The following is a 22,329-nucleotide window of genomic DNA, read 5'->3' on the forward strand; positions in this document are numbered from 1 at the left end:
AGTGCGGGATGGCTCAGGGCGGCGACCGGGCCGAGGCGGGCGCGGAACACACGGACGCGCCGGACGCACGGCTGACGGAACTGCTGCGCTCCCCCACCCCGACGGCCTACCCGGCCCTTCAGGAGCTGCGCCGCCGGCACCACCCGTCGGTCCTCGCCTACGCCCGCCTGTGCGCCACGAGCGAGTCCGCCGCACGCCGGCTTGCGGCGGAGGCCTTCACCACGGCGGCCCGCGAGACGGCCCGGGGCCGGGAACCGAACGTCCCCCTGCGCCACCGGCTCCTGCTGCTGGCCGTGCGGTCGGCGGCGACCTGGGCGAGGGACGAACGCTCCGCGGGGGTGGACCCCGCCCTCCTCCTGGTCCTGAACTCCGCCGGCCTGCCCGACGGTCCGACCCCTCCCCTCCTGCCGGCGTTCCAGACGCTCCCGTCCCGCATCCAGGGCCTGATCTGGTACGGCGTCCTCGAAGAGGAACCCGTGGAGCGCACCGCCGCCCTCGTCGGCCTCAACCCGGCGGACGTGGCCTACGGCGTCCCGGGGGCCCTCAAGGCCCTGTCCCAGGCCTGTCTGAGGCACCGTCTGGCCGCCTCCGACGACCCGCGCTGCGCCGACTTCCGCCGGCTGATCGAGGAGGCGGTACGGCAGGACGGCCCCCGCCCCAGCGCCGACCTGGACGCCCACAGGGCCCGTTGTCCGCACTGCACGGCCGCCGTCGAGGACCTGACCGCGCTGCGAGACGCCCCGAGGCAGACCCTGGCCGAGGGCCTGCTGCCCTGGAACGGAACGTCGTACACACGCCCCGTCGCACCGGCCCCGGCCCCCGTGCCGCCCGCGGACCGCAGCAGTTGGCCGCCCCCGCGCCGCTACCTGCTGGCGACGGCGGCCCTGGGCGTGGCCCTGGTCCCGCTGCTGGTGTTCCTCCTGTCCCCGGCGGACGGATCCGACCGGCAGCCGACGGCGGCGACGCCCCCGCCCCCACCGGTGACGGTCACGGCGACGGTCTCCCTCTCCCCGTCCCCGACCCCGACTCCTTCCCGCACGAGCGCGTCCCCTTCCCCCACGAGAACGTCGCACCGCCCGACCACCTCGCCACGGCCCAGCCGCACCCCGAGCCCGTCCCCCACGCCCTCGCCCCCGGGCAGCGCCTACGCCCAGGTGGTGAACCTGTCGACCGGCCGCTGTCTCGACATCCGTGACGGCGACCTGTCGCAGGGCAACGACGTCGTCACGGCGCCCTGCACCTCCTCCCCCACCCAGCGCTGGCGCGTCGACGCCGATCTCGGCGTACTCCGGTCGGCCGCCGACTCCGACGTCTGCCTCGACAGCCGCGGCGCGACCGACCGGGGCGTCGGCATCTGGGACTGCGACTCGGTCTACGGCCGCAACGGCCAGAACCTGCGCTTCACCGTCGACCCCGACGGCACGATCCGCCCGGCGATCGCCATCGAGACCGCGGTGACACCGGACGGCGGGGACGGGGTGGCACTGGAACCGCTGGACGGGGGATCGGGGCAGCGCTGGCGGGCCGGGGGCGCCTGAGCACGGTCCCGGAACGGCGCGGTGGCGGGCCGGGGGCGATTGGACACGATCCCGGCCGGCTCGGTCAGAGCACGCGCTCGCCTCTGCGCCAGACACCGCTGACCAGCGGCACCCCCGGCCGGTACGCCAGGTGGACGTGGCTCGGGGCGTCGAGGAGGGTCAGGTCGGCACAGGCGCCCGGGGTCAGGTGGCCGATGTCGGTGCGCCGGAGGGCTGCCGCGCCGCCCGCGGTGGCCGACCAGACCGCCTCGTCGGGGGTCATGCGCATGTCGCGGACGGCCAGGGCGATGCAGAAGGGGACGGAGGAGGTGAAGGACGAGCCCGGGTTGCAGTCCGTGGAGAGGGCGACCGTCACACCCGCGTCCAGCAGGCGGCGGGCGTCGGGCCACTCGGCTCGGGTGGAGAACTCGGCGCCGGGAAGGAGGGTGGCGACCGTGTCGCCGTTCGCGAGGGCGTCGACGTCCGCGTCCGTGAGGTGGGTGCAGTGGTCGGCGCTCGCCGCATCCAGCTCGACGGCCAGCTGGACGCCGGGGCCGTAGGAGAGCTGGTTGGCGTGGACGCGCGGGTGCAGGCCCTTGGCCTTGCCCGCGGTCAGGATCGCGCGGGCCTGGTCGCCGTCGAAGGCGCCCTTCTCGCAGAAGACGTCGACCCAGCGGGCGTACGGCGCGCAGGCGTCCAGCATCTCGCCGGTGACCAGGGCGACGTAGCCCGCCGGGTCGTCGGCGTAGTCGGGGGAGACGATGTGGGCGCCGAGGTAGGTCACCTCGTCGGTGTGCTGTGCCGCGATGCGCAGGGCGCGGGACTCGTCCTCGACCGTCAGGCCGTAGCCCGACTTCGTCTCGAAGGTCGTGGTGCCCTGGCGGAGGGCCTCGGCCAGGTAGCGGGTGAGGTTCGCCTCCAGTTCCGCGTCGGTCGCGGCGCGGGTGGCCGCGACCGTGGTGCGGATGCCGCCCGCGGTGTAGGAGCGGCCGGACATGCGGGCGTTGAACTCCTGCGTGCGGTCGCCGGCGAAGACCAGGTGGGAGTGGGAGTCCACGAAGCCCGGCAGCACCGCCCGGCCGCCCGCGTCGACCCGGTTGTCAGTGGCGGGTGCTTTGCTGGATTCACCGGTCCACGCGATGCGGTCGCCGTCGATGACGACGGCCGCGTCCTGGATCAGACCGAGGGGAGATCTGTCACCGAGGGAGGGGTCGTTGGTGACCAGCGTGGCGATGTTGGTGATGACGGTGCTGCTCATCATGGTGTCCTCAGGGGTGACCGGGTGGGGTTCGGCGGTTGTCAGCCGCGCAGGGCTTCGATCGCGTCCGCCAGTGCTGACGGCACGTCCGGCACGAGCTGGTGAACGCCGTCCCGTACGACATGGCGGCCACCCACGACCGTGTGCCGCACGTCCGCCGCGGTCGCCGCGAATACGGCCGTCTCGGCGCCCAGCCTGGGCAGCGGCCCGGCCGTCCTGACCGAGTCGAGGGCGATCGTCGTCAGGTCGGCGAGCGCACCGGCCTCGATGGTGCCGGCGTCCGCCCAGCCGAGGGCGGCGTGGCCGTCGGCGGTGGCTGCCCGCAGCAGCGCGGCGGCGGTCCAGTGGCCCCGGGTGCGGGTGCGCAGCCGCTCGTTCAGCTCCATCGCGCGTGCCTCTTCGAGCAGGTCGATGACGGCGTGGCTGTCGGAGCCGAGGGAGAGCGGGGAGCCGGCCCGCTGCAGGGCGACGGCCGGGCCGATGCCGTCCGCCAGGTCACGCTCGGTCGTCGGGCACATGCAGGTGCCGGTGCCGGAGCCGCCGAGCAGCGCGATGTCCTCGGCGGTGAGGTGGGTGTTGTGGACACCGGTGGTGCGCGGCCCGAGGACGCCGTGGTCGGCGAGCAGCCGGGTGGGAGTGCAGCCGTGCGCCGCCTGGCAGGCGTCGTTCTCGGCGGTCTGCTCCGACAGGTGCACGTGCAGCGGGGCCCGCCGCTCCTGCGCCCACCGCGCCACGGTCTCCAACTGGCCCGCGGGCACGGCCCGTACGGAGTGGATCGCCGCCCCGATCCGCGCGTGGTCCCGCTCCTTGAGAACTGCACAGCGTTCGGCCCAGGCCTCCGCGCTGCCGTCGGAGAAGCGCAGCTGGTGGCTGTTGGGCGGCTCACCCCTGTGCTTGTTCACGATGCCTGCGGAGAGGTAGGCGGTGTCCAGCAGGGTGATGCGGACACCGGCCTCGGCGGCGGCCGCGATCAGCGCCTCGCCCATCGCGTTGGGGTCGGCGTAGGGGGTGCCGCCGGGGGCGTGGTGCACATAGTGGAACTCGCCGACGCAGGTGACGCCGGCCAGGGCCATCTCGGCGTACACCGCGCGGGCGAGGGCGTGGTAGGTGTCCGGGGTCAGGTGGTCGGCGACGGAGTACATCACCTCGCGCCAGGTCCAGAAGGTGCCGCTGCCGACCTGGACGGTGCCGCGCAGCGCCCGGTGGAAGGCGTGGGAGTGGGCGTTCGCCAGGCCGGGGAGGGTCAGGCCGCGCAGGATCTCGGCGCCGGGCGGCGGGGTGGGTACGTCGGTGCGGACGGCGGTGATCCGGCCGTCCTGCGCGACGACGGCCACGCCCGGCTCGACGTTCGTGTCGAGCCAGGCGTGCTCCAGCCAGTACGTCCGTGTGGTCACGTGCAGGCCAGCCCTTCCAGTACGTCGGCGAGCGCGCTCACCCCGGCCACGCAGTCGTCCTCGGCCGCGGACTCGGCCGGGGAGTGCGAGACACCGGTGGGGTTGCGCACGAACAGCATGGCGGTCGGAATGATCCCGGAGAGGATTCCGGCGTCGTGTCCGGCACCGGTTCCCAGGACGGGCACCTTCAGGCCGGTGTCCTTGCCCAGGATGCGGCCGAGTTCGTCGCGCAGCGCGTGGTCGAACTCGACGACCGGGGTGAAGGACTCCCGGACGATGTCGAGGTCGATGCCGTGGACGTCCGCGTACTCCCGTGCAGCCTTCTCGATGCCGCCGACGACCGTGTCCAGGGTGTCCTGGTCGGCGGCGCGGGAGTCGAGCCAGCCCCGCACCAGGGAGGGGATGGCGTTGACGCCGTTCGGCTCGACGGAGATCTTGCCGAAGGTGGCGACGGCACCGGCGAGTGCGGCCTCCCGGCGGGCGGCGAGCACGGTCTCGGCGTACGACAGCATCGGGTCGCGCCGGTCGGCCAGCCGGGTGGTGCCCGCGTGGTTGGCCTCGCCGCGGAAGTCGAAGCGCCAGCGGCCGTGCGGCCAGATGGCGCTGGCGATGCCGACCCGGTCGCCGGACAGGTCCAGCGCGCGGCCCTGCTCCACGTGCAGCTCGACGAAGGCGCCGATGCGGGACAGCCGCTCCGGGTCGGCCCCGATGCCGTCGGGGTCGTGGCCGGCGGCCTCCATGGCCTTCGGGAGGCTGACCCCGTCGCCGTCGGTGAGCCGGTGGGCCTGCTCGACGGTCAGCTGTCCGGCGGTGAGCCGGGAGCCGACGCAGGCCAGCCCGAACCGGGCGCCCTCCTCGTCACCGAAGTTGACGATGGCGAGGGGCTTGCCGAACCGCACTCCCCGCCCGCGCAGTTCGTCGAGGGCGGCGAAGGAGGACACCACGCCGAGCGGGCCGTCGAAGGCACCGCCGTCGGGCACGGAGTCCAGGTGCGAGCCGGTGACGACGGCGTCCCCGGCGGCCGGATCCCCGAGCCACGCCCACTGGTTGCCGTTCCGGTCCACCTCGTAGACCAGCCCGCGTGCCTCGGCCTGCTCCTGGAACCAGGTCCGGCACTCGGCATCGGCGCCGGTCCAGGCGTAGCGGCGGTAGCCGCCGGAGGCGGAGCTGCGGCCGATCGGCAGCAGCTCCGCCCACATGCTGTGGAAGGTCACGCCTGGTCACCCTCGCGCATCGGCACCCGAACCCCGCGCTCGTCCGCCACCGACTCAGCGATGTCATAGCCGGCATCAACGTGCCGGATGACGCCCATGCCGGGGTCGTTGGTGAGGACGCGGCGGATCTTCTCGCCAGCCAGCTTCGTGCCGTCGGCCACCGTCACCTGGCCGGCGTGGATGGAGCGGCCCATGCCGACGCCGCCGCCGTGGTGGAGGGACACCCAGGAGGCGCCGGAGGCCACGTTGACCATGGCGTTCAGCAGCGGCCAGTCGGCGATCGCGTCGGAGCCGTCGAGCATGGCCTCGGTCTCGCGGTACGGGGAGGCGACGGAGCCGCAGTCCAGGTGGTCGCGGCCGATGGCCAGGGGAGCGGCCAGCTCGCCGGAGGCCACCATGTCGTTGAAGCGCTCGCCGGCCTTGTCGCGCTCGCCGTAGCCGAGCCAGCAGATGCGGGCGGGCAGGCCCTGGAAGTGGACGCGCTCGCCGGCCATCTTGATCCAGCGGTGCAGGGACTCGTTCTCCGGGAAGAGCTCCAGGATCGCCTTGTCGGTCTTGGCGATGTCCGAGGCCTCGCCGGACAGGGCCGCCCAGCGGAACGGGCCCTTGCCCTCGCAGAACAGCGGACGGATGTACGCCGGGACGAAGCCGGGGAAGGCGAAGGCGCGGTCGTATCCGGCCAGCTGGGCCTCGCCGCGGATGGAGTTGCCGTAGTCGAAGACCTCGGCGCCGGCGTCCATGAAGCCGACCATGGCCTCGACGTGCTTCGCCATCGACTCGCGGGCGCGGGTGGTGAAGCCGGCCGGGTCCTTGGCGGCGGCGTCCGCCATGTCCTCGAAGGCCACGCCGACCGGCAGGTAGGCCAGCGGGTCGTGGGCGGAGGTCTGGTCGGTGACGATGTCGATGGGGGCGTCCATCGCGAGCAGCTGCGGGACCAGCTCGGCCGCGTTGCCGAGGACGCCGATGGACAGCGGGCGGCGGGCGTCGCGGGCCTCGGTGGCCAGCTGGAGCGCGTGGTCGAGGTTGTCGGCCTTGACGTCCAGGTAGCGGTGCTCGATGCGGCGCTCGATGGCGCGGGGGTCGCAGTCGATACAGATCGCGACGCCGTCGTTCATGGTCACGGCGAGGGGCTGGGCGCCGCCCATGCCGCCGAGGCCGGCGGTGAGGGTGATGGTCCCGGCGAGGGTGCCGTTGAACTTCTTCGCGGCGACGGCGGCGAAGGTCTCGTAGGTGCCCTGGAGGATGCCCTGGGTGCCGATGTAGATCCAGGAGCCGGCGGTCATCTGGCCGTACATGGTCAGGCCGAGGGCCTCCAGGCGGCGGAACTCCTCCCAGTTGGCCCAGTCGCCGACGAGGTTGGAGTTGGCGATGAGGACGCGCGGGGCCCACTCGTGGGTCTGCATCACGCCGACCGGGCGGCCGGACTGGACCAGCATGGTCTCGTCCTGCTTGAGGGTCCTGAGCGTGCGCACCATCGCGTCGAAGGAGCGCCAGTCACGGGCGGCCTTGCCGGTGCCGCCGTAGACGACGAGCTTGTCGGGGTGCTCGGCGACCTCGGGGTCGAGGTTGTTCTGGAGCATCCGCAGGGCGGCTTCCTGCTGCCATCCCAGGGCGCTCAGTTCCGTGCCGCGCGGTGCTCGTACGGGGCGGGGTCCCGACATCGTCTGCCTCCTTCGGTTACTACATCTATTCACATCCTGTCCTCCTGAATAGAACTAGTCAATACATCGGCGGCCCCCCGTCCGCGCGCCGCGGGTGTTTGGCTGGAATCACCTGAGTACGCAGGCAGCCCGACAGGAGGAGACAGGTCGTGGACCACGACACCGAGAGCGAGGCCCGGGAGCGCGGCGCCCGGCGGGACGAGGCCGTGCGCGGCGCGGTGGAGCAGGGACTGCTGGGGCCGGACGCGGCCGTGGTGGGACTGCTGGACGTCACCGGCATCCGGGAGTCGGCGGCGGCCCTGCGGGCGGCGTTCGACGCGGTCGCGGCACCGGGGACACCGGTGCTGCACGCCTTCGCGGTGAAGGCGAGCCCGCTGGTGCCGGTGCTGCGACTGCTGCACGAGGAGGGCATCGGCGCGGAGGTGGCGAGCCCGGGCGAGCTGGCGCTGGCGCAGGCGGCGGGGCTGCCGCCGGACCGGACGGTGCTCGACTCGCCCGCCAAGACCCCGGCCGAGCTGCGCGAGGCGCTCGCGCTGGGCATCGCCGTCAACGCGGACAACCCCCAGGAGCTGGACCGGCTCGACGCGCTCCTGCGGTCGGCGCCCGCCCGGTCGCCGCTCGGCATTCGGATCAACCCGCAGATCGGCGGCGGCACCATCGGGGCGACCTCGACGGCGACGGAGACCTCCAAGTTCGGCGTGGCGCTGCGCGACGAGGGCGCCCGGGAGTGGGTCGTACGGGCCTACGCGGAGCGGCCGTGGCTGACCCGGCTGCACGCGCACACCGGTTCGCAGGGCATCCCGCTCTCGCTGATGGCGCGGGGCGTGGCGGAGACGTACGCGCTCGCGGAGGAGATCAACGCGCGGATCGGGCGGCCGCAGATCGACACACTCGACATCGGCGGCGGGCTTCCGGTCAATTTCGCCGGGGAGGCGACGGCGCCGACGTACGCGCAGTACGCGCGCGTGCTGGCCGAGGAGGTGCCGGGGCTGTTCGACGGGCGGTACGGGCTGGTGACCGAGTTCGGGCGGTCACTGCTGGCCAAGTACGGCACGGTGGTGGCGCGGGTGGAGTACGCCAAGAGCTCCGGCGGGCGGCGGATCGCGGTGACGCACGCGGGCGTGCAGGTGGCCACGCGGACCGTGTACGCACCGGGGGCATGGCCGCTGAGGATCACCGCGTACGACGCCAAGGGGCGGCCGAAGGCGGGCCCCGAGGTGGTGCAGGACGTGGCCGGCCCGGCCTGCTTCTCGGGCGACCTGCTCGCCGAGGGGCGCGCGCTGCCCCTGCTGGAGCAGGGCGACTACGCGGCGGCGCTGGACACGGGCGCGTACTACTTCGCCCACCACTACGCCTACAACTCCCTCGCCCGGCCGGGGATCTACGGCTTCGCACCGGACGGGTCCGGCGGGGTCGGCTTCGCGACCGTGCGGGAACCGCAGACCGTGGCGGAGGTCGTGGCCGAGTCCGGCGGGGCGCACGCGGCCGCGCTCACCACCCTGCGCGCACCCGGGAGCCGTTGACACACCCCCGCCATCCCTCGAACAAATGGATCAACTGCCGTGAAACAGTCGTCAGTTGACCCACACTAGTACGCCGGACGCATGTTCCACTGGAAAATGCCAAAGGCCTCACCTCTCGCGCACACGTTGCGTAGTGTCCCTGTCACTCAACCGGAGTCGCAGGCGGGAGGGGAGCCACGGTGCCCGGGATCGACGAGTGCTTGCTGGAAGCGATGCGGCTGCCCGGTGCCCGGGGGGCCGCGCTGGTGGACTGGACGAGCGGACTGGCTCTGGGCACCGTCGGGGACGCCCCCGGCGGTGACCACGAGACCACCGCGGCCGAGGCCGCCGAACTGGCCCGGCTGGCCGCCGAACACGGCGCCTTCGCGGCCGGCGGGAGCGAGGACGGGCGCCCGCCCGTCGAGGACGTGATCGTCAGCAATCACGACAGCTACCACTTGCTGCGGTTCGTGGACACGTCCTTCGACAGCAGCGTCTTCCTGCACCTGTGGCTCGGCCGCGAGGAGGGCAACCTCGCCCTCGCCCGGATCCGGCTCGGCGAGATGGCCGCCCGGCTGGTGCTGGGATGACCGTGGTCGGAACGCCTCCGCCGCTGCCGGTGCGGGACAGGGCTTCGGCACAGGACCGTACGGCGGGCGCGCTGTCGCCGATGCTCCGGCGGCTCGCCGAGGAGCAGGCCACCGGCGTCCTCGTCCGCGAGCACGGCACCCTGCACCTCGCCGGGGGCCGGGTGGTGCACGCCGAGAGCCCCCACGCCCCCGGTCTCGACGTGCTCCTCACCGCCCACGGCACCCTCGCCACGGCCGCCTGGCAGCAGGCGGCCGGGCAGGCCGACGGCCCCGCGGACGCGGCCCGCCTGCTGCTGGCCGAAGGACTGCTGCCCGAGGGCGCCCTGGAACTGTGCCACCTGGACGCGCTGTACGACGCCGGGTACTTCACGCTCTCGCCGAGCAGCACCCCGGGCCGCTTCCGCTACGCCAGTGCGCCCCGCCCGGGCCCGCTGCCCTCGGTCCCGGTGATCGCGCTGGAACGCGAGACGCTGCGCCGCCGGCTGCTGCTGCACCGCCTGTGGCCGGACCCCGCGGCCGACAGCACCCCGCTGATCCGCGCCGACCCGGCCGCCGCGGCGCCGGTCACCCCCCGCCAGCGGGCGGTCCTGGACCGGGTGGACGGCGTCCGCACGGCCCTGGAGATCGCCCGCAACCTGGGCCGGCAGGCGTTCCACACGCTGGTGGACGTACGGCGGCTCGCGGCGGCCGGACTCGTCCGGCCGGTGCCCACGGCCCCCGCCCCGCCGCCGGTCCCCCCGGCTCCCCCGCTCACGGTCACCGACCCCGACATCGCGCTGCTGAAGAGGCTCAGGGATGCGCTGGAGGCGCTTTGAACGGCACCAACCCGCCGAGAGGAGAGAGCTGATGGTGTCCGCACAGGACCTCGAAGCCGTCCTGGACGAACTGCGCCGACTGCGGACCCGCGTGCCGCAGCTCACCGGCGCCCTCGCGGCCGGCGTCGACGGTCTCGTCGTCGCCCACGACACCCCCGGTGTCGACCCGGAGGGCCTGGCGGCCCTCACCGCGGCCGCGCTCGGCGTCGCCGTCCGGGTGGCCGACGCCACCGGGAACGGCGGCTTCCGGGAGCTGCTGGTGCGCGGCGAGGACGGCTACGTCGCCACCTACGCGGCCGGCCGCACCGCCGTGCTGACGCTGCTGGCCCAGGACCGGGTCAACGTCGGCCGGCTGCACCTGGAGGGCCGCCGGGCGGGCGCCCGCGTCGGTGAAGTGCTCGACGCCGCCGAGGCCGCCGCGGGGACCACCCGGGCGGCCACCAGGACCACATCCGCACCACGAACCAGAACCGCGCGCGCGCCACGCACCACGACCGCCGAAGCGCGCACCGCAACCGACAGTTGAGAGGACCGTCATGGCCAACACCGAGACCGCACTGAAAGAGGCGCTGACCTCCATCGAGGGCGCCACCGGCGTCGCGCTCGTCGACTACACCAGCGGGATGGCGCTGGGCACGATCGGCGGCAGCAAGACCTTCGACCTGAACGTGGCCGCCGCCGGCAACACGGACGTGATCCGCGCCAAGATGCGCACCATGGAACACCTCGGCCTCAAGGGCGACATCGAGGACATCCTGATCACGCTGTCCGACCAGTACCACCTGATCCGCCTGATCAAGGGCCGCGGCGGCAACGGGCTGTTCCTCTACCTGGTCCTGGACGCGAGCCGGGCCAACCTGGCGATGGCCCGGCACCAGCTCAAGAAGATCGAGGCGGACCTGGAGGTCTAGAGGACCGGTCCGGGAGGTCCGGAGAATCAGACGAGCGCCGCGGTACGGCGACGGGTCCCGCCCGGGGCCGCGTCGCCGGCCGCGATGCCCGTACCGCGCAGGGCCCTGACGGCCCTGCCCGCCGGGCTCCCGCCCCGCCGGTCGAGCCGGTCGACCCGCACCCACAGCAGGGTGTTCCCGGCCCGCTCCCGCCGGCCGAGCCAGGCGGCCTTCAGCCGCAGCCCGGTACCGGCCCCGGCGAGCAGCATGCCCGCGGCCGCGGGCACCGCGAAGGAGCTGCCGATCGCGACGGCGAAGGCGAGCAGCAGCCACCAGCGGTGCCCCCGGCGCCAGGTGCGCACCGTCACCGCCCGGTCCTGCAGCACGTCGTACCTGCCCGCCCGGGCGGCCCCGCGGGCGAGGGCGTCGTACCGCTTGCGCCGCATCAGTGCCACGACGCCGGCGGCGATCAGGAACAGCGCGGCCCCCGCGAGCACCCCGATCCTGCGCCCGGTCACCCCGGGCCCCAGGACACCGATCCCGGCGGCGAACGCCCCCGACCACCACAGTGGTGCGGCCCCGGCCCGTACGACGACGGCCACCCGGGCCAGCCCCTGTCCTCCGCGCGCCACGTCTGCCGCCCGCGTCACGTGTCCGTCATGCGCCTGTGTGCGCACGACGCTAGTGGCAGAACGTGAGACGAGTCTGAGAGCGCGGCGGCTCAGTCGACGAACAGCCCGCGGGCCGCCGCGTGCGCGTCGAACTCCTCCAACCGGGCCTGGGCGTCCGGCAGGTCGTCGCAGACCGCCTCCAGCAGCACCCGCCCCAGCAGCATGGGCGCGCAGGCGGTGTCGAAGGCGAGCCCGGTGCCGACGGCGGCGGGCAGCAGCAGGTCGGAGTACCTGGCGACGGGCGCGAAGGCGGAGTCGGCGACCGTGACGACGGTCAGGCCTGCCTCCTTGGCATAGGCGAGGGTGTCGACGACCTCGCGCGGATGCCGGGGCAGCGCGAAGCACAGCAGGGCGGAGGCGCCCGCGCGGACGGCCGCGTCGATGCGGTCCTGGATCATCGTGCCGCCCTCGTTGAGCAGCCGGACGTCCGGGTGGACCTTGGCGGCGAAGTACGCGAAGCCGTACGCCTGGGAGGCGGCCGCGCGCAGCCCGAGCACCGGCAGCGGGCGCGAGGCGGCGAGGATCCGGCCGGCCCGCTGCACCGGGCGGGGGTCGGCGAGCAGCTCCGCGAGGTGCTTCAGGTTCTCGATCTCGGCCTCGACGGCCTGCTGGTACTCGTTGTACGAGCCCGCCTCTGCGGCCGGCTCGGCGGGGACGACCTCGCGGAGGTGTCTGCGCAGGGCGGGGTAGCCGTCGAAGCCGAGGGCGACCGCGAAGCGGGTCACCGACGGCTGGCTGACCCCGGCCAGCTCGGCCAGCTCCACGCTGGACAGGAAGGGCACGTCGGCGGCCCGCCGCACCATGCTGTGCGCGATGCGGCGCTGGGTGGGCGTGAGCCGGTGGCCCTCGAAGAGCGCCTGGAGGCGAGTGGCCGGGCTGTCCGTCACCCCGGAGGCCGCCCCCGGAGTCGCCCCGGAAGCCGGACCGGACGTGGCTGCGGACACCGCCCCCGAAGTCACACCGGACGCGGCCTCGGCAGTCACTCCCGAAGCCGGACCGGACGTCGCACCGGTACTCCTGTCCACGCTCATGACGTGCTCCCCCTCCAGATGTCCGTGAACCGGTCGAGCAGGCGGGCCGCCGCCGTCACGTCGTCCGTGAGCGGCCGGTCGGCCGGGTCGGCGTCGAGGACCGGCTCGGCGAGCGCGAACGCCCGCCCGGCCGGAAGCTCCGGGTCGGGCCTCAGGTCCCGCTGGCGCAGCGCCCGGACGGCGGCGACGAGTTCGCAGCCGACCACCAGACGGTACGCACCGCACGCGCGCAGGGTCTGGCGCGCGGCGAGCGAGGCGAAACTCGCCTGTTCCTCGACGCCCCGGGAGAGTACAGCGTGACCGAGCGACGCGGGGGCCGAGAAGGCCCGCAGATCGCCGAGGGCGGCGCCGGCCGCGTACTCCAGGATCATCACGCCGGAGGAGGCCGGCTCGGGGTCGGCGAGGAAGGGGCGCAGCCGGGTGTAGGCGGGCTCGTTGAGCGTGGAGAGACGGGAGGTCGAAAGGCGGGCCACCTGGGTCAGGGCGAGTCTGAAGTGGTCCAGGGCGAGGGCGAGTTGGGCCTGGTAGAAGCCGCCGTGGTGGTAGGCGGCCCGGTCCTCGGGGATGATGAGCGGGTTCTCGGCCGCCGCGTTGATCTCCACGGCCAGGACCTGCTCCAGGGCGTCCGCCGCGTCGTGCGCGGGTCCGTGTATCTGGGGCAGGCAGCGGAAGCCGTAGGGGTCCTGGATCCGGCCGAGCGGCGGGGTCGGCCGGTCGGCGGCGCCGATCAGCTCCCGCATCCGGCGGGCCACCTCGGCGCTGCCCCGGTGCGGGCGGGCGGTGTGCACCGGGGCGGCGAAGGCCTCGTGGGAACCGTCGACGGCGAGCAGGGACAGCGCCGCGACGACCTGGGTGGCGCCGATCAGCCCGCGCAGTTCGTGCAGGGCGAGCGCGGACTGGCCCAGGGTGAGGGCGTTGCTGCTGATCAGGGCGAGGGCGTCGTTGTGGTCGAGGGCCTCGGGCCGGGGCGCGTCCGCGCCTCGCCAGGGATGCTCCCCGGCCAGCGCGAGACCCACCTGGGCCAGCGCCGCGATGTCACCGGTGCCGACGGAGCCGAACTCGTTGACGACCGGGTAGGCGCCCGTCTCCAGCGCCTCGCACAGGGCGGTGACCACGGCGGGCCTGAGGCCGGCGCCCCCGGCCAGCAGCTGGTTGGCGCGGACGGCGAGCATCGCGCGCACCTGCCGGGCGGGGAGTTCCTCGCCTATGGCGCCGGCGTGGCTGCGCAGCAGGCGCAGGCCGTGTCCGGCGACCGAGCCGGTGGGCACGTCCTCGTTCCGGTTCGCGCCCACACCGGTGGAGCGGCCGTAGACGCGGCCGGTGGCCGCGAGCCGGCGGGCGGCGTTCCAGGACTCCTCCGCCCGGCGCATCGCCTGGGCCCCGGCGACGGGCCGCGCGGCCCCGTCGGCGAGGCGTACGACATCCTCGACGCCGAGTCCGTCCCCGTCGAGGACCACCACTGCGGACCGTACGGACTCCGGAGCGTCCATGATGCGAGACGACATCAAGCCCAATCTCCCCTCAACCCGGACATCACGTCTTGCTCTGCGGTCATCGGTTACTTCGGATTAACGCCGGAGCATTGACAACCTATTCAGACACCAAGAACTCTGCATGACGTTATACAGCCGGGCAAGGGACATCTCATGATCCAGTTCGATGCGGTCCACAAGCGCTTCCCCAACGGCACCACAGCAGTCCACGACCTCAACCTCGAGATGCCGGAGGGCGGCATCACCGTCCTGGTCGGATCCTCCGGTTGCGGCAAGACGACCACCCTGCGGATGATCAACCGGATGGTGGAACCGACCTCCGGCACCATCCGCGTCGGCGGCAAGGACGTGACCCGGCAGGACGCGGCCGAGCTGCGCCGCTCCATCGGCTACGTCATCCAGCAGGCCGGCCTCTTCCCGCACCGCACGGTGCTCGACAACATCGCCACCGTCCCGCTGCTGCTCGGCTGGAACCGCCGAAAGGCCCGGGCCCGCGCGGCCGAGCTGCTGGAGACCGTCGGCCTCGCCGCCGACGCCGGCAAGCGCTACCCGCACCAGCTCTCCGGCGGCCAGCAGCAGCGCGTCGGCGTCGCCCGCGCCCTGGCCGCCGACCCGCCCGTCCTGCTCATGGACGAGCCCTTCGGCGCGGTCGACCCGGTCGTGCGCACCCAGCTCCAGGACGAACTGCTCCGGCTCCAGAAGGAGTTGAGCAAGACCATCGTCTTCGTCACCCACGACGTGGACGAGGCCGTGCGACTCGGCGACCGGATCGCGATCTTCCGCACCGGCGGCCACCTGGTCCAGTGCGCCCCGCCCGCCGAACTCCTGGCCCGCCCCGCCGACGACTTCGTGGCCGGCTTCCTCGGCGCGGAGCGCGGCCTGAAGCTCCTGTCCCTGAAGACCCTCGCGGACGTCCCGCAGGGCCCGGCGCCCGAGGGCGGCACCTGGAGCCTCGTACGGGACTCCCGGAACAAGCCCCTCCACTGGGCGTCGAAGGACGCCGAGATCCCCGTACGACCGCTCAAGGACGACGACTCCCTCCTCGCGGCTCTCAACGAGTCGGTCGCCTCCCCCACCGGCCTGATAGCCCGTGTCGACGCGGACGGCGTCCTCACCGGCGTCTCCTCCCGCGACGACATCCACGAGCACGCGGGCCAGGCCCACACCGAAGCGCGGGTGGCCGCATGACCATCGACTGGTCGTGGACAGCCGACCACACCGACGACCTGACCACCCTCACGCTCTCCCACCTCCAGGCCGCCCTGACCGCCGTCCTCCTCGGCCTGCTGATCTCCCTCCCGCTCGCGGTGATCGCCCACCGGATCCGCCCCCTGCGCGGCTTCCTGCTCGGCGCCTCGAACGTCCTGTTCACGATCCCGTCGATCGCGATCTTCGTACTCCTGCTGCCGGTCAGCGGCCTGACCCGCACCACCACCGTGACCGGCCTGACGGTCTACACCCTGGTCGTCCTGCTGCGGAACACGGTCGAGGGCCTCGACTCCGTCCCCGTGAAGGTGAAGGAGGCCGCGAAGGCGATGGGCACCCGGCCCCTGCGCACACTCCTGACGGTCGAGCTGCCGCTGGCCCTGCCCGTGATCATGGCGGGCGTCCGCATCGCCACCGTCATGTCGATCTCCCTCGTCTCCGTCGCGACCTACATCGGCGACGGCGGCCTCGGCCAGCTCTTCACCGACGGCTTCCAGCGCAACTTCCCGACCCCGGTGATCGCCGGAGTGATCCTCACCCTCCTGCTCGCCGTCGTCGCGGACGCGGCCCTGGTCGCCCTCCAGTACGTCCTCACTCCGTGGCAGAGGCGGCGAGCCTGAGATGTACGAACTCTTCGAGAACCTCGGCAACTGGCTGGTCAGCGGCTCGCAGTGGACGGGCCCCGACGGCATCGCCCACCGCCTCGCCGAACACCTCCAGTACTCGCTGCTGGCCACGCTCATCGCCGCCGCCATCGGCCTGCCGCTCGGCCTGCTGATCGGCCACACCGGCAAGGGCGCCTTCGTCGCGATCAACCTGGCCTCCTTCGGCCGCGCCCTGCCCACCGTCGGCCTGGTCGTGCTGGTCTTCCTGGCCGGCGGCCTGTCGATGCTGCCGGTGTACGTCGCGCTCGTCGCCCTCGCGGTCCCGGCGATCGTCACCAACACCTACGCCGGGATGACGGCGGTCGACCCGGACGTGAAGGACGCGGCACGCGGCCAGGGGATGCGCGGCCACCAGATCCTGTTCCAGGTCGAGTTGCCGCTGGCGCTCCCCCTGGTCATGACGGGCCTGCGGCTGGCCCTGATCCAGGTCGTCGCCACGGCGACCATCGCCGCGTACGTCTCCTTCGGCGGCCTCGGCCGCTACGTCTTCGACGGCCTCGCCCAGCGCGACCTCGTGCAGGTGCTCGGCGGTGCGGTGCTGGTCGCCGCGGTCGCCGTCGTCCTGGACGTGGCCCTCGCCGGCCTCCAGCGCTTCCTCTTCCGCCACCGCACCGCCTAGCACCCCGGGAAACCCCGATGAACCGACGTACTGTCCTCGGCGGCCTGTTCGCGGTCGCCTCCGTCCCCGCCCTCGCCGCCTGCGCGGGCGGCGTCACCTCCCTCGACGGTCAGGGCTCCGGCACCTCCGGAGGTGGCGGCTCCAGCAAGGGCGGAGTCACCATCGGCACCGCCAACTTCACCGAGAACCAGGTGCTCGGATACCTGTACGCGGCCGCGCTGAAGGCGGCCGGCGTGAAGGTGAACGTCCGCCCCAACCTGGGCACCCGCGAGATCGTCATCCCGGCACTGAAGGCCGGCGACATCGACCTCCTCCCCGAGTACCAGGGCGCCCTCCTCAACTACCTCGACCCCAAGGCCACCCCGACGGAGTCGGGCGCCATGCAGAACGCCCTCACCCTCGCCCTGCCGACCGGCCTCCAGGTGCTGCCGTACGGCATGGCGGAGGACTCGGACGCCTTCGTCGTCACCCGCGAGACGGCGCAGAAGTACGGGCTCGCCTCGCTCGCCGACCTGAGGAAGCAGAACGGGAAGCTGGTCATCGGCGCCGCGCCCGAGGTGAAGAAGCGCCAGGTCGGAGCGGTCGGACTGAAGGAGGTGTACGGCGTGGAGTTCAAGGAGTTCAAGTCGCTGGACTCCGACGGACCGCTGGTCAAGGGCGCCCTGAAGAAGGGCGACGTGGACGTGGCGAACCTCTTCACCACCGACACCGACATCACGGCCAACGACTGGGTGGTGCTCACCGACCCCGAGCAGCTGATCCCGAGCCAGCACATCGTCCCCCTGATCGCCGACCGCAAGGCCGACGCCACGGTCCGCAAGGCCCTCGCCCGGATCGGCAACATCCTGACCACCGACCAGCTCACGGAGCTGAACCGGCAGGTGGACAAGGACAAGAAGGACCCGGAGGACGTGGCGGACGCGTACGCGAAGCAGCACGGGCTGGTGAAGTAACGGTCTTTCCGCGGCTGCCCATCAAGGTGCGGTATCGCCGCGGCGATGACCTGACGACGAATCAGCCAAGAGTCGTTAAATCGCCACACAGGGTGACTGATCGGGTGCTTACGGTGAAGGGGCGCTACTGGCACGACTCCTGAGGAAGCGTCATGGCCTCCAACCGCAGGGCCTTCCTGACGGCCACCGCCGTCACCGCCCTGACCGCCGCCCCGGCGACGGCCGCACCCGGTCCCCGTCCCCGTCCCCAACCGCCGAACACCGCACGCGCCGCCCTCGACGAACTCCTCGCGGGCAACCGGCGCCACGCCACCGGCCGCCCCCGCCACCCGCACGACACCCCCGGCCGGCGGCAGCTGCTGGCCACCGCCCAGCACCCGTTCGCGGTGATCGTCGGCTGCATCGACTCCCGGGTGCCGCCGGAGCTGGTCTTCGACCAGGGACTGGGCGATCTGCTGTGCATAAGGACCGCCGGCCAGGTGCTGGACGAGGCCGTGCTCGGATCCATCCAGTACGGCGTGCAGGAACTGCGCGTCCCCCTGGTGCTGGTGCTCGGGCACGAGCGCTGCGGGGCCGTCGCCGCCACGCTGGAGCATCTGCGCACGGGCACGCCGGTGCCGGGCCACCTGGAACTTCTGGTGGCCGAGATCGCCCCCGCCGCCCGCCGCACCCGGGGCCTGCCCGGCGACTGGGCCGAACACACCCTGCGCGCCCACACCGCCTGGGTCCGGGACGCGATCCGCGCCGACCCGGCCTTCACCCCGGCCCACATCGCGGCCGCCCGCTCCGACCTCGACACCGGGCTCGTGTCCCTGCTGCCCTGAGCCGCCCTACGCCGCCCCGGGCTGCCCCGAGACGCCCCGACCTCACCCCCCATGAAGAAGCCCATGAACCTGACCCGTCCCCTGTCCGTCCTGCCCTCCCCCGCCGACCTGCGGTCCATGACCCGCGCCCCGCGCCGCGACCTGCTGTGCGGGCTGACCGTGGCCGTCGTCGCCCTGCCCCTGGCCCTCGGCTTCGGCGTCACCTCCGGGCTCGGTGCCGCCGCCGGCCTGACCACGGCCGTCGTCGCCGGTGCGCTGGCCGCGCTGTGCGGCGGCAGCGCCCGCCAGGTCACCGGGCCGACGGGCGCGATGACCGTGGTCCTCGTCCCGATCGTGCACCGGTACGGCGCCGACGGCGTCCTCACCGCCGGGCTGCTGGCGGGCCTGATGCTGCTGGTCCTCGCCTTCGCCCGGGCGGGGACGGCCATGGCGTACGTCCCCGCTCCCGTGATCGCCGGTTTCACCCTGGGCATCGCCTGTGTGATCGCCCTCCAGCAGGTGCCCGCCGCGCTCGGCGTGCCCACCCCGCGCGGCGAGCAGGTCGCCGTGGTCGCCGCGCGGGCGGCCGAGGAGTTCGGGCGCGTACCGCACTGGCCGGCCCTGCTGCTCGCGGCCGGCGCGGCGGCGGTCGTACTGGCCGGCGCCCGCTGGAAGCCGGCCGTGCCCTTCTCCCTGGTGGCCGTCGTCGCCGCCACCCTCGCGGCCGAGGCGCTGCACCTGACCGTCACCCGCATCGGCAGCCTCCCGGCATCCCTGCCCGCACCCTCCCTCTCGTTCCTGGACCTCTCCCGCGTCCCCTCCCTCCTCGCCCCGGCCGCCGCGGTGGCCGCGCTCGCGGCCCTGGAGTCCCTGCTGTCGGCGTCGGTAGCCGACGGCATGCGGCCGGGCGAGCGGCACGATCCCGGCAAGGAGCTGTTCGGGCAGGGCATCGCCAACCTCGCGGCGCCGCTGTTCGGCGGGGTCCCGGCGACCGGCGCCATCGCGCGCACGGCGGTCAACGTCCGTACCGGCGCCGTCTCCCGGCTGGCCGCGCTCGCGCACGCGGCGGTCCTCGCCGGGATCGTGGCGGTCGCCGCCCCGCTGGTGGGCCGTATCCCGCTGGCCGCGCTTGCCGGAGTGCTGCTGGCGACGGCCGTACGGATGGTGGAGCGGGACGCGGTGCGGGCGATGGCGCGGGCCACCCGCGGCGACGCACTGGTGCTGGTCCTCACCGCCGGCGCCACCCTCGCCCTGGACCTGGTGCGGGCGGTGCTGATCGGCCTCGGCGTCTCGGTGCTGCTGGCGCTGCGCGCCGCGGTGCGCGGCACCCGGCTCACCCCGGCCGCCGCCGACGAACTGCCGGGCGAGGCGGGCACGGTGACCTACCGGTTCGACGGCCCGCTGCTGTTCGCCGCCGCCCACCGCTTCCGGTGCGGCCTCGCCGGCCTGCACGACGGGGTCTCGGCGGTCGACCTCAGGATGTCCGGTCTCACGGCGGTGGACGCGACCGGCGCGCTCGCGCTGAAGGAGGCGGTCGCGGAGCTGCGCGGGCGGGGCGTCGAGGTCCGGATCAGCGGGGTGGAACTGGATCACCGCAGGGTCCTGGAGTCCTGCGGGGTCCTGACCACGGCCGGCGCCGGTGCGAAGAGGGGGGTTGTCCCCAGTGCGGCGGGCGTGACCGCTCCCTAGGGTGGAGCGCATGAGCGCACTGGACTCACGGGACGTCGACCTGAAGAAGGACGACATGGACTTCAAGAAGGACCTGGACGCCACCGTGCGGGCCCGCAGGGAACTGGGCGAGGAGTACGACTCCGCACTCGTCGAGTCCTTCCTGGAGAAGGTCGAGCAGCGGATCGAAGACGGGGTGGACCGCCGGGTGCGGCGGCACCTGGCCGAGCAGCGGATGGCGGACGCGCGCGGCGCCCGGCGGCCCAGGGGGGCCGACACCTGGGCCGAGCGCTTCGGCTTCGCCATCGTCTCGCTGGTCCTGGCGGTCCCGCTGTCCGCGATCGGCGGCGCCCTCGCGGGGATGTCCGGGATCGTGGCCACCTGGGTCGGCATCGTCGGCGTCAACGCGGCCCAGGCCGTGCGGCTCAACCCGGAACTGGTCACCGGGCGGCGCGACCGGTCCTCCCAGCAGGACTGAGGGGACCGCCCGGTTCACGCCTGCCGGGTCGGCAGCACCATGATCTGGCGCAGGTTGACGTGCCGGGGGCGGCCGACGGCATAGGCGACGACGTCCGCGACCTCCGCCGCCGTCAGGCTGCCGATCGCGTCGAGCATGCCGTCCAGTTGCCCCGACAGCTCGGCGCTGTCGATGTGCGCCTTCAGCTCGGTCTCCGTGAGCCCCGGCTCGACGTTGGTGACCCGCACGTCACGCGGCCCGAACTCGGTGCGCAGGGACTGCGAGAGGTAGGTGACGGCGGCCTTCGTGGCACCGTACACCGCGTAGTTGGGGAAGGTGACGTGGGCGCCGATGGACGACACGTTCACCAGGTCGGCGGTGCGGCCGTCGGCGGCCGCGGCCACCAGGTCGGCGCCGAAGGCGCGGATGACCCGCAGCACCCCGGTCACGTTGGTGTCGACCATCCGCTGCCACTCGTCGAGCCGGCCGTCGTCGACCGGGTTCGGCAGCATCACACCGGCGTTGTTGACGACCAGGTCGACGGGTCCGTAGGCCTCGTGGACCAGGTCCCGGGCGGCCTCGACGGACGCGTCGTCGGTGACGTCGGCGGCCACGGCCAGCGCTTCGCCGCCCTCGGCCCGGATCTTCCCGGCGACGGCCTCCAGCCGGTCCGCGCGGCGGGCGAACAGCGCCACCCGGGCGCCCTGCGCGGCGAGTTGCAGCGCGACGGCCTCGCCGATGCCGCTGGCGGCTCCGGTGACGACGGCGGTACGGCCGGAGAGGTTCTCGTACGACATGGTGGTCCCCCTGGCTGGGTGCCGGGGCGTCTCCCCGGCGGCTGACACCACCCTCGCCGGGTCCGGCGGCCGTACCCAGGGATGCGCTTTTCCTGGGTCTGCCGGTACCAGGATGGCGGCCCGCCGCCGGGCCTACGATCGATCCCATGAACGGGGACTGGTTCGAAGGAGAAGTGGGCGACTTCCTGCGCTCGCGCCGCGCCCGCATCCGGCCCGAGGAGGTGGGGCTGCCCTCGCACGGGCGGCGCCGCGTGCCGGGCCTGCGCCGCGAGGAGGTCGCGCAGCTCGCGGGGGTGAGCGTCGACTACTACATCCGGCTGGAGCAGGGCCGTGGGCCCAGCGTCTCCGACGCCGTGCTGGACGCGATCGCGCGGGTGCTGCGGCTGGACGAGACCGAGCACGCCTACCTGCGCACGGTGGCGCGCCCCCGTCGGCAGCGGGCGAAGCAGCCGAGCGCGCCGCGCGTGCGCCCCGGCATACAGACGCTGCTGGACGGCATGGAACGCAGCCCGGCCTTCGTGCTGGACCGCCGGATGGACGTGCTGGCGTGGAACGCGCTCGGCGACGCGGTCAACGGCTTCAGCCGCACGGCACCGGACACACCGAACGTCCCGCGGCAGGTCTTCCTCGACCCCGCGGGCCGGGAGCTGTACCCCGAGTGGGCCGCGGTGGCCGCCCAGACGGTGGCGCATCTGCGCCTGAACGCGGGCCTGTACGCCGACGATCCCGGGCTGTGCGCGCTGGTGGGCGAACTCTCCCTGAAGAGCGAGGACTTCCGTCGCCTGTGGGCGGACCACCAGGTCAAGGAGTGCGCGTACGGCGTGAAGAAGGTACGGCACCCGGTGGCGGGCCTGCTGACCCTCCCGTACGAGACCCTGACGGTCCCGGCGGAACCGGACCGGACGATCGTGGTGTACACGCCGGAAGCGGGCTCGGAGACGGCGGAACGCCTTGTGCTGCTGGGCAGTTGGAAGGCGACGACGGCCGCAACCACTGATTGAGGAGCCACGACGGCGAGCAACCACCTCCGCGAGAGCGGCGGCGGTTCAGCCGCAAAGAGGTGTGTTGCGCGGGGACCGCCGCACCCCCGTTGCCGGGGGGCGGGACGACGGCGGTCCCCGCGAG

The 22,329-nt window shown here is 73.6% G+C and carries 22 protein-coding genes; 14 read left to right on the forward strand and 8 right to left on the reverse strand.

The genetic code is table 11. The features are described from left to right. Positions 1-8: 8 nt before the first annotated feature. Positions 9-1,538: an RICIN domain-containing protein gene (locus ABZ471_RS06640; RefSeq protein WP_359063140.1), complete on the forward strand. Its 1,530-nt coding sequence runs from the start codon at positions 9-11 to the stop codon at positions 1,536-1,538. Between the two features lie 64 nt (positions 1,539-1,602). Here ABZ471_RS06640 and hutI read toward each other — a convergent pair whose 3' ends face one another. The 4 genes from hutI to hutU are packed head-to-tail and all read right to left on the reverse strand — an operon-like array spanning position 1,603 to position 7,044. Further along, positions 1,603-2,778, reverse strand: coding sequence for an imidazolonepropionase (gene hutI, locus ABZ471_RS06645; RefSeq protein WP_359063142.1), 1,176 nt, complete (start codon positions 2,776-2,778; stop codon positions 1,603-1,605). Positions 2,779-2,816: 38 nt separating this feature from the next. Continuing rightward, the gene (locus tag ABZ471_RS06650) at positions 2,817-4,169 is read right to left on the reverse strand and encodes a formimidoylglutamate deiminase (protein WP_359063144.1); all 1,353 of its coding nucleotides are present in this window, start codon (positions 4,167-4,169) and stop codon (positions 2,817-2,819) included. After that, positions 4,166-5,383, reverse strand: coding sequence for an allantoate amidohydrolase (locus ABZ471_RS06655; RefSeq protein ID WP_359063146.1), 1,218 nt, complete (start codon positions 5,381-5,383; stop codon positions 4,166-4,168). The genes ABZ471_RS06650 and ABZ471_RS06655 overlap by 4 nt, the downstream gene beginning before the upstream one ends. Next, the gene (hutU, locus tag ABZ471_RS06660) at positions 5,380-7,044 is read right to left on the reverse strand and encodes a urocanate hydratase (protein WP_359063148.1); all 1,665 of its coding nucleotides are present in this window, start codon (positions 7,042-7,044) and stop codon (positions 5,380-5,382) included. Before hutU ends, ABZ471_RS06655 begins: the two co-directional genes overlap by 4 nt. Before the next feature lie 149 nt (positions 7,045-7,193). Here hutU and ABZ471_RS06665 point away from each other — a divergent pair, with 149 nt between their 5' ends. From ABZ471_RS06665 to ABZ471_RS06685, 5 genes are all read left to right on the forward strand, one after another. Then, entirely contained in the window at positions 7,194-8,567 is a 1,374-nt protein-coding gene (locus ABZ471_RS06665; protein ID WP_359063150.1) for a diaminopimelate decarboxylase, read from the forward strand. 179 nt (positions 8,568-8,746) lie between these two features. Beyond that, positions 8,747-9,136, forward strand: coding sequence for a hypothetical protein (locus tag ABZ471_RS06670; protein ID WP_359063152.1), 390 nt, complete (start codon positions 8,747-8,749; stop codon positions 9,134-9,136). Next, positions 9,133-9,951: a transcriptional regulator gene (locus tag ABZ471_RS06675; RefSeq protein ID WP_359063154.1), complete on the forward strand. Its 819-nt coding sequence runs from the start codon at positions 9,133-9,135 to the stop codon at positions 9,949-9,951. Before ABZ471_RS06670 ends, ABZ471_RS06675 begins: the two co-directional genes overlap by 4 nt. Before the next feature lie 31 nt (positions 9,952-9,982). After that, positions 9,983-10,477, forward strand: a complete 495-nt coding sequence (locus ABZ471_RS06680) for a roadblock/LC7 domain-containing protein (protein ID WP_359063156.1) — start codon at positions 9,983-9,985, stop codon at positions 10,475-10,477. A 10-nt stretch (positions 10,478-10,487) separates the two neighbouring features. After that, positions 10,488-10,862 carry a hypothetical protein gene (locus ABZ471_RS06685; RefSeq protein ID WP_359063158.1) on the forward strand — a complete coding sequence of 125 codons (375 nt, stop codon included), beginning with the start codon at positions 10,488-10,490 and terminating at the stop codon, positions 10,860-10,862. A gap of 26 nt (positions 10,863-10,888) precedes the next feature. On the opposite strand, the gene ABZ471_RS06690 is transcribed toward ABZ471_RS06685, so the two are convergent. The 3 genes from ABZ471_RS06690 to ABZ471_RS06700 all read right to left on the reverse strand — a co-directional run bounded on the left by ABZ471_RS06690 (position 10,889) and on the right by ABZ471_RS06700 (position 14,048). Next, positions 10,889-11,473 carry a hypothetical protein gene (locus tag ABZ471_RS06690; protein WP_359063360.1) on the reverse strand — a complete coding sequence of 195 codons (585 nt, stop codon included), beginning with the start codon at positions 11,471-11,473 and terminating at the stop codon, positions 10,889-10,891. A gap of 89 nt (positions 11,474-11,562) precedes the next feature. Then, positions 11,563-12,543 (reverse strand): MurR/RpiR family transcriptional regulator, encoded by a 981-nt coding sequence (locus tag ABZ471_RS06695; RefSeq protein ID WP_359063160.1) that lies wholly within the window; start codon positions 12,541-12,543, stop codon positions 11,563-11,565. Beyond that, positions 12,540-14,048, reverse strand: a complete 1,509-nt coding sequence (locus ABZ471_RS06700) for an aromatic amino acid ammonia-lyase (RefSeq protein WP_359063162.1) — start codon at positions 14,046-14,048, stop codon at positions 12,540-12,542. Before ABZ471_RS06700 ends, ABZ471_RS06695 begins: the two co-directional genes overlap by 4 nt. 141 nt (positions 14,049-14,189) lie before the next feature. Between ABZ471_RS06700 and ABZ471_RS06705 the strand changes: the two genes are divergently transcribed. From ABZ471_RS06705 to ABZ471_RS06735, 7 genes are all read left to right on the forward strand, one after another. Next, complete coding sequence (locus ABZ471_RS06705; protein WP_359063164.1) at positions 14,190-15,224, forward strand: ABC transporter ATP-binding protein; 1,035 nt, start codon at positions 14,190-14,192, stop codon at positions 15,222-15,224. Then, positions 15,221-15,862 (forward strand): ABC transporter permease, encoded by a 642-nt coding sequence (locus ABZ471_RS06710; protein ID WP_359063166.1) that lies wholly within the window; start codon positions 15,221-15,223, stop codon positions 15,860-15,862. Before ABZ471_RS06705 ends, ABZ471_RS06710 begins: the two co-directional genes overlap by 4 nt. Position 15,863: 1 nt before the next feature. Further along, on the forward strand, positions 15,864-16,526 hold the full coding sequence (locus tag ABZ471_RS06715) for an ABC transporter permease (protein WP_359063168.1): 663 nt from the start codon (positions 15,864-15,866) through the stop codon (positions 16,524-16,526). Positions 16,527-16,543: 17 nt separating this feature from the next. Next, a complete protein-coding gene (locus tag ABZ471_RS06720) occupies positions 16,544-17,479 on the forward strand; it encodes an ABC transporter substrate-binding protein (protein WP_359063170.1) in 936 nt (311 codons plus the stop codon). 152 nt (positions 17,480-17,631) lie between these two features. Next, on the forward strand, positions 17,632-18,303 hold the full coding sequence (locus ABZ471_RS06725) for a carbonic anhydrase (RefSeq protein WP_359063172.1): 672 nt from the start codon (positions 17,632-17,634) through the stop codon (positions 18,301-18,303). 63 nt (positions 18,304-18,366) lie between these two features. Next, a complete protein-coding gene (locus tag ABZ471_RS06730) occupies positions 18,367-19,971 on the forward strand; it encodes a SulP family inorganic anion transporter (RefSeq protein WP_359063174.1) in 1,605 nt (534 codons plus the stop codon). 10 nt (positions 19,972-19,981) lie between these two features. Continuing rightward, positions 19,982-20,428, forward strand: a complete 447-nt coding sequence (locus ABZ471_RS06735) for a hypothetical protein (protein ID WP_359063176.1) — start codon at positions 19,982-19,984, stop codon at positions 20,426-20,428. A 14-nt stretch (positions 20,429-20,442) separates the two neighbouring features. Here ABZ471_RS06735 and ABZ471_RS06740 read toward each other — a convergent pair whose 3' ends face one another. Then, positions 20,443-21,204 carry an SDR family oxidoreductase gene (locus ABZ471_RS06740; protein ID WP_359063178.1) on the reverse strand — a complete coding sequence of 254 codons (762 nt, stop codon included), beginning with the start codon at positions 21,202-21,204 and terminating at the stop codon, positions 20,443-20,445. A 146-nt stretch (positions 21,205-21,350) separates the two neighbouring features. On the opposite strand from ABZ471_RS06740, the gene ABZ471_RS06745 reads away from it, so the two are divergent. After that, on the forward strand, positions 21,351-22,205 hold the full coding sequence (locus ABZ471_RS06745; RefSeq protein ID WP_359063180.1) for a helix-turn-helix transcriptional regulator: 855 nt from the start codon (positions 21,351-21,353) through the stop codon (positions 22,203-22,205). Positions 22,206-22,329: the final 124 nt, after the last annotated feature.

The organism is Streptomyces sp. NPDC005728 (assembly GCF_040630895.1).
GTDB lineage: Bacteria > Actinomycetota > Actinomycetes > Streptomycetales > Streptomycetaceae > Streptomyces.

What these genes read in the sequence shown, in the direction of transcription:
- ABZ471_RS06640 (WP_359063140.1), top strand. Translation starts at nt 9, where the DNA reads ATGGCTCAGGGCGGCGACCGGGCCGAGGCGGGCGCGGAACACACGGAC.
- hutI (WP_359063142.1), bottom strand. Translation starts at nt 2,778, where the DNA reads ATGATGAGCAGCACCGTCATCACCAACATCGCCACGCTGGTCACCAAC.
- hutU (WP_359063148.1), bottom strand. Translation starts at nt 7,044, where the DNA reads ATGTCGGGACCCCGCCCCGTACGAGCACCGCGCGGCACGGAACTGAGC.
- ABZ471_RS06675 (WP_359063154.1), top strand. Translation starts at nt 9,133, where the DNA reads ATGACCGTGGTCGGAACGCCTCCGCCGCTGCCGGTGCGGGACAGGGCT.
- ABZ471_RS06680 (WP_359063156.1), top strand. Translation starts at nt 9,983, where the DNA reads ATGGTGTCCGCACAGGACCTCGAAGCCGTCCTGGACGAACTGCGCCGA.
- ABZ471_RS06685 (WP_359063158.1), top strand. Translation starts at nt 10,488, where the DNA reads ATGGCCAACACCGAGACCGCACTGAAAGAGGCGCTGACCTCCATCGAG.
- ABZ471_RS06695 (WP_359063160.1), bottom strand. Translation starts at nt 12,543, where the DNA reads ATGAGCGTGGACAGGAGTACCGGTGCGACGTCCGGTCCGGCTTCGGGA.
- ABZ471_RS06700 (WP_359063162.1), bottom strand. Translation starts at nt 14,048, where the DNA reads ATGTCGTCTCGCATCATGGACGCTCCGGAGTCCGTACGGTCCGCAGTG.
- ABZ471_RS06705 (WP_359063164.1), top strand. Translation starts at nt 14,190, where the DNA reads ATGATCCAGTTCGATGCGGTCCACAAGCGCTTCCCCAACGGCACCACA.
- ABZ471_RS06710 (WP_359063166.1), top strand. Translation starts at nt 15,221, where the DNA reads ATGACCATCGACTGGTCGTGGACAGCCGACCACACCGACGACCTGACC.
- ABZ471_RS06715 (WP_359063168.1), top strand. Translation starts at nt 15,864, where the DNA reads ATGTACGAACTCTTCGAGAACCTCGGCAACTGGCTGGTCAGCGGCTCG.
- ABZ471_RS06720 (WP_359063170.1), top strand. Translation starts at nt 16,544, where the DNA reads ATGAACCGACGTACTGTCCTCGGCGGCCTGTTCGCGGTCGCCTCCGTC.
- ABZ471_RS06725 (WP_359063172.1), top strand. Translation starts at nt 17,632, where the DNA reads ATGGCCTCCAACCGCAGGGCCTTCCTGACGGCCACCGCCGTCACCGCC.
- ABZ471_RS06730 (WP_359063174.1), top strand. Translation starts at nt 18,367, where the DNA reads ATGAACCTGACCCGTCCCCTGTCCGTCCTGCCCTCCCCCGCCGACCTG.
- ABZ471_RS06735 (WP_359063176.1), top strand. Translation starts at nt 19,982, where the DNA reads ATGAGCGCACTGGACTCACGGGACGTCGACCTGAAGAAGGACGACATG.
- ABZ471_RS06740 (WP_359063178.1), bottom strand. Translation starts at nt 21,204, where the DNA reads ATGTCGTACGAGAACCTCTCCGGCCGTACCGCCGTCGTCACCGGAGCC.
- ABZ471_RS06745 (WP_359063180.1), top strand. Translation starts at nt 21,351, where the DNA reads ATGAACGGGGACTGGTTCGAAGGAGAAGTGGGCGACTTCCTGCGCTCG.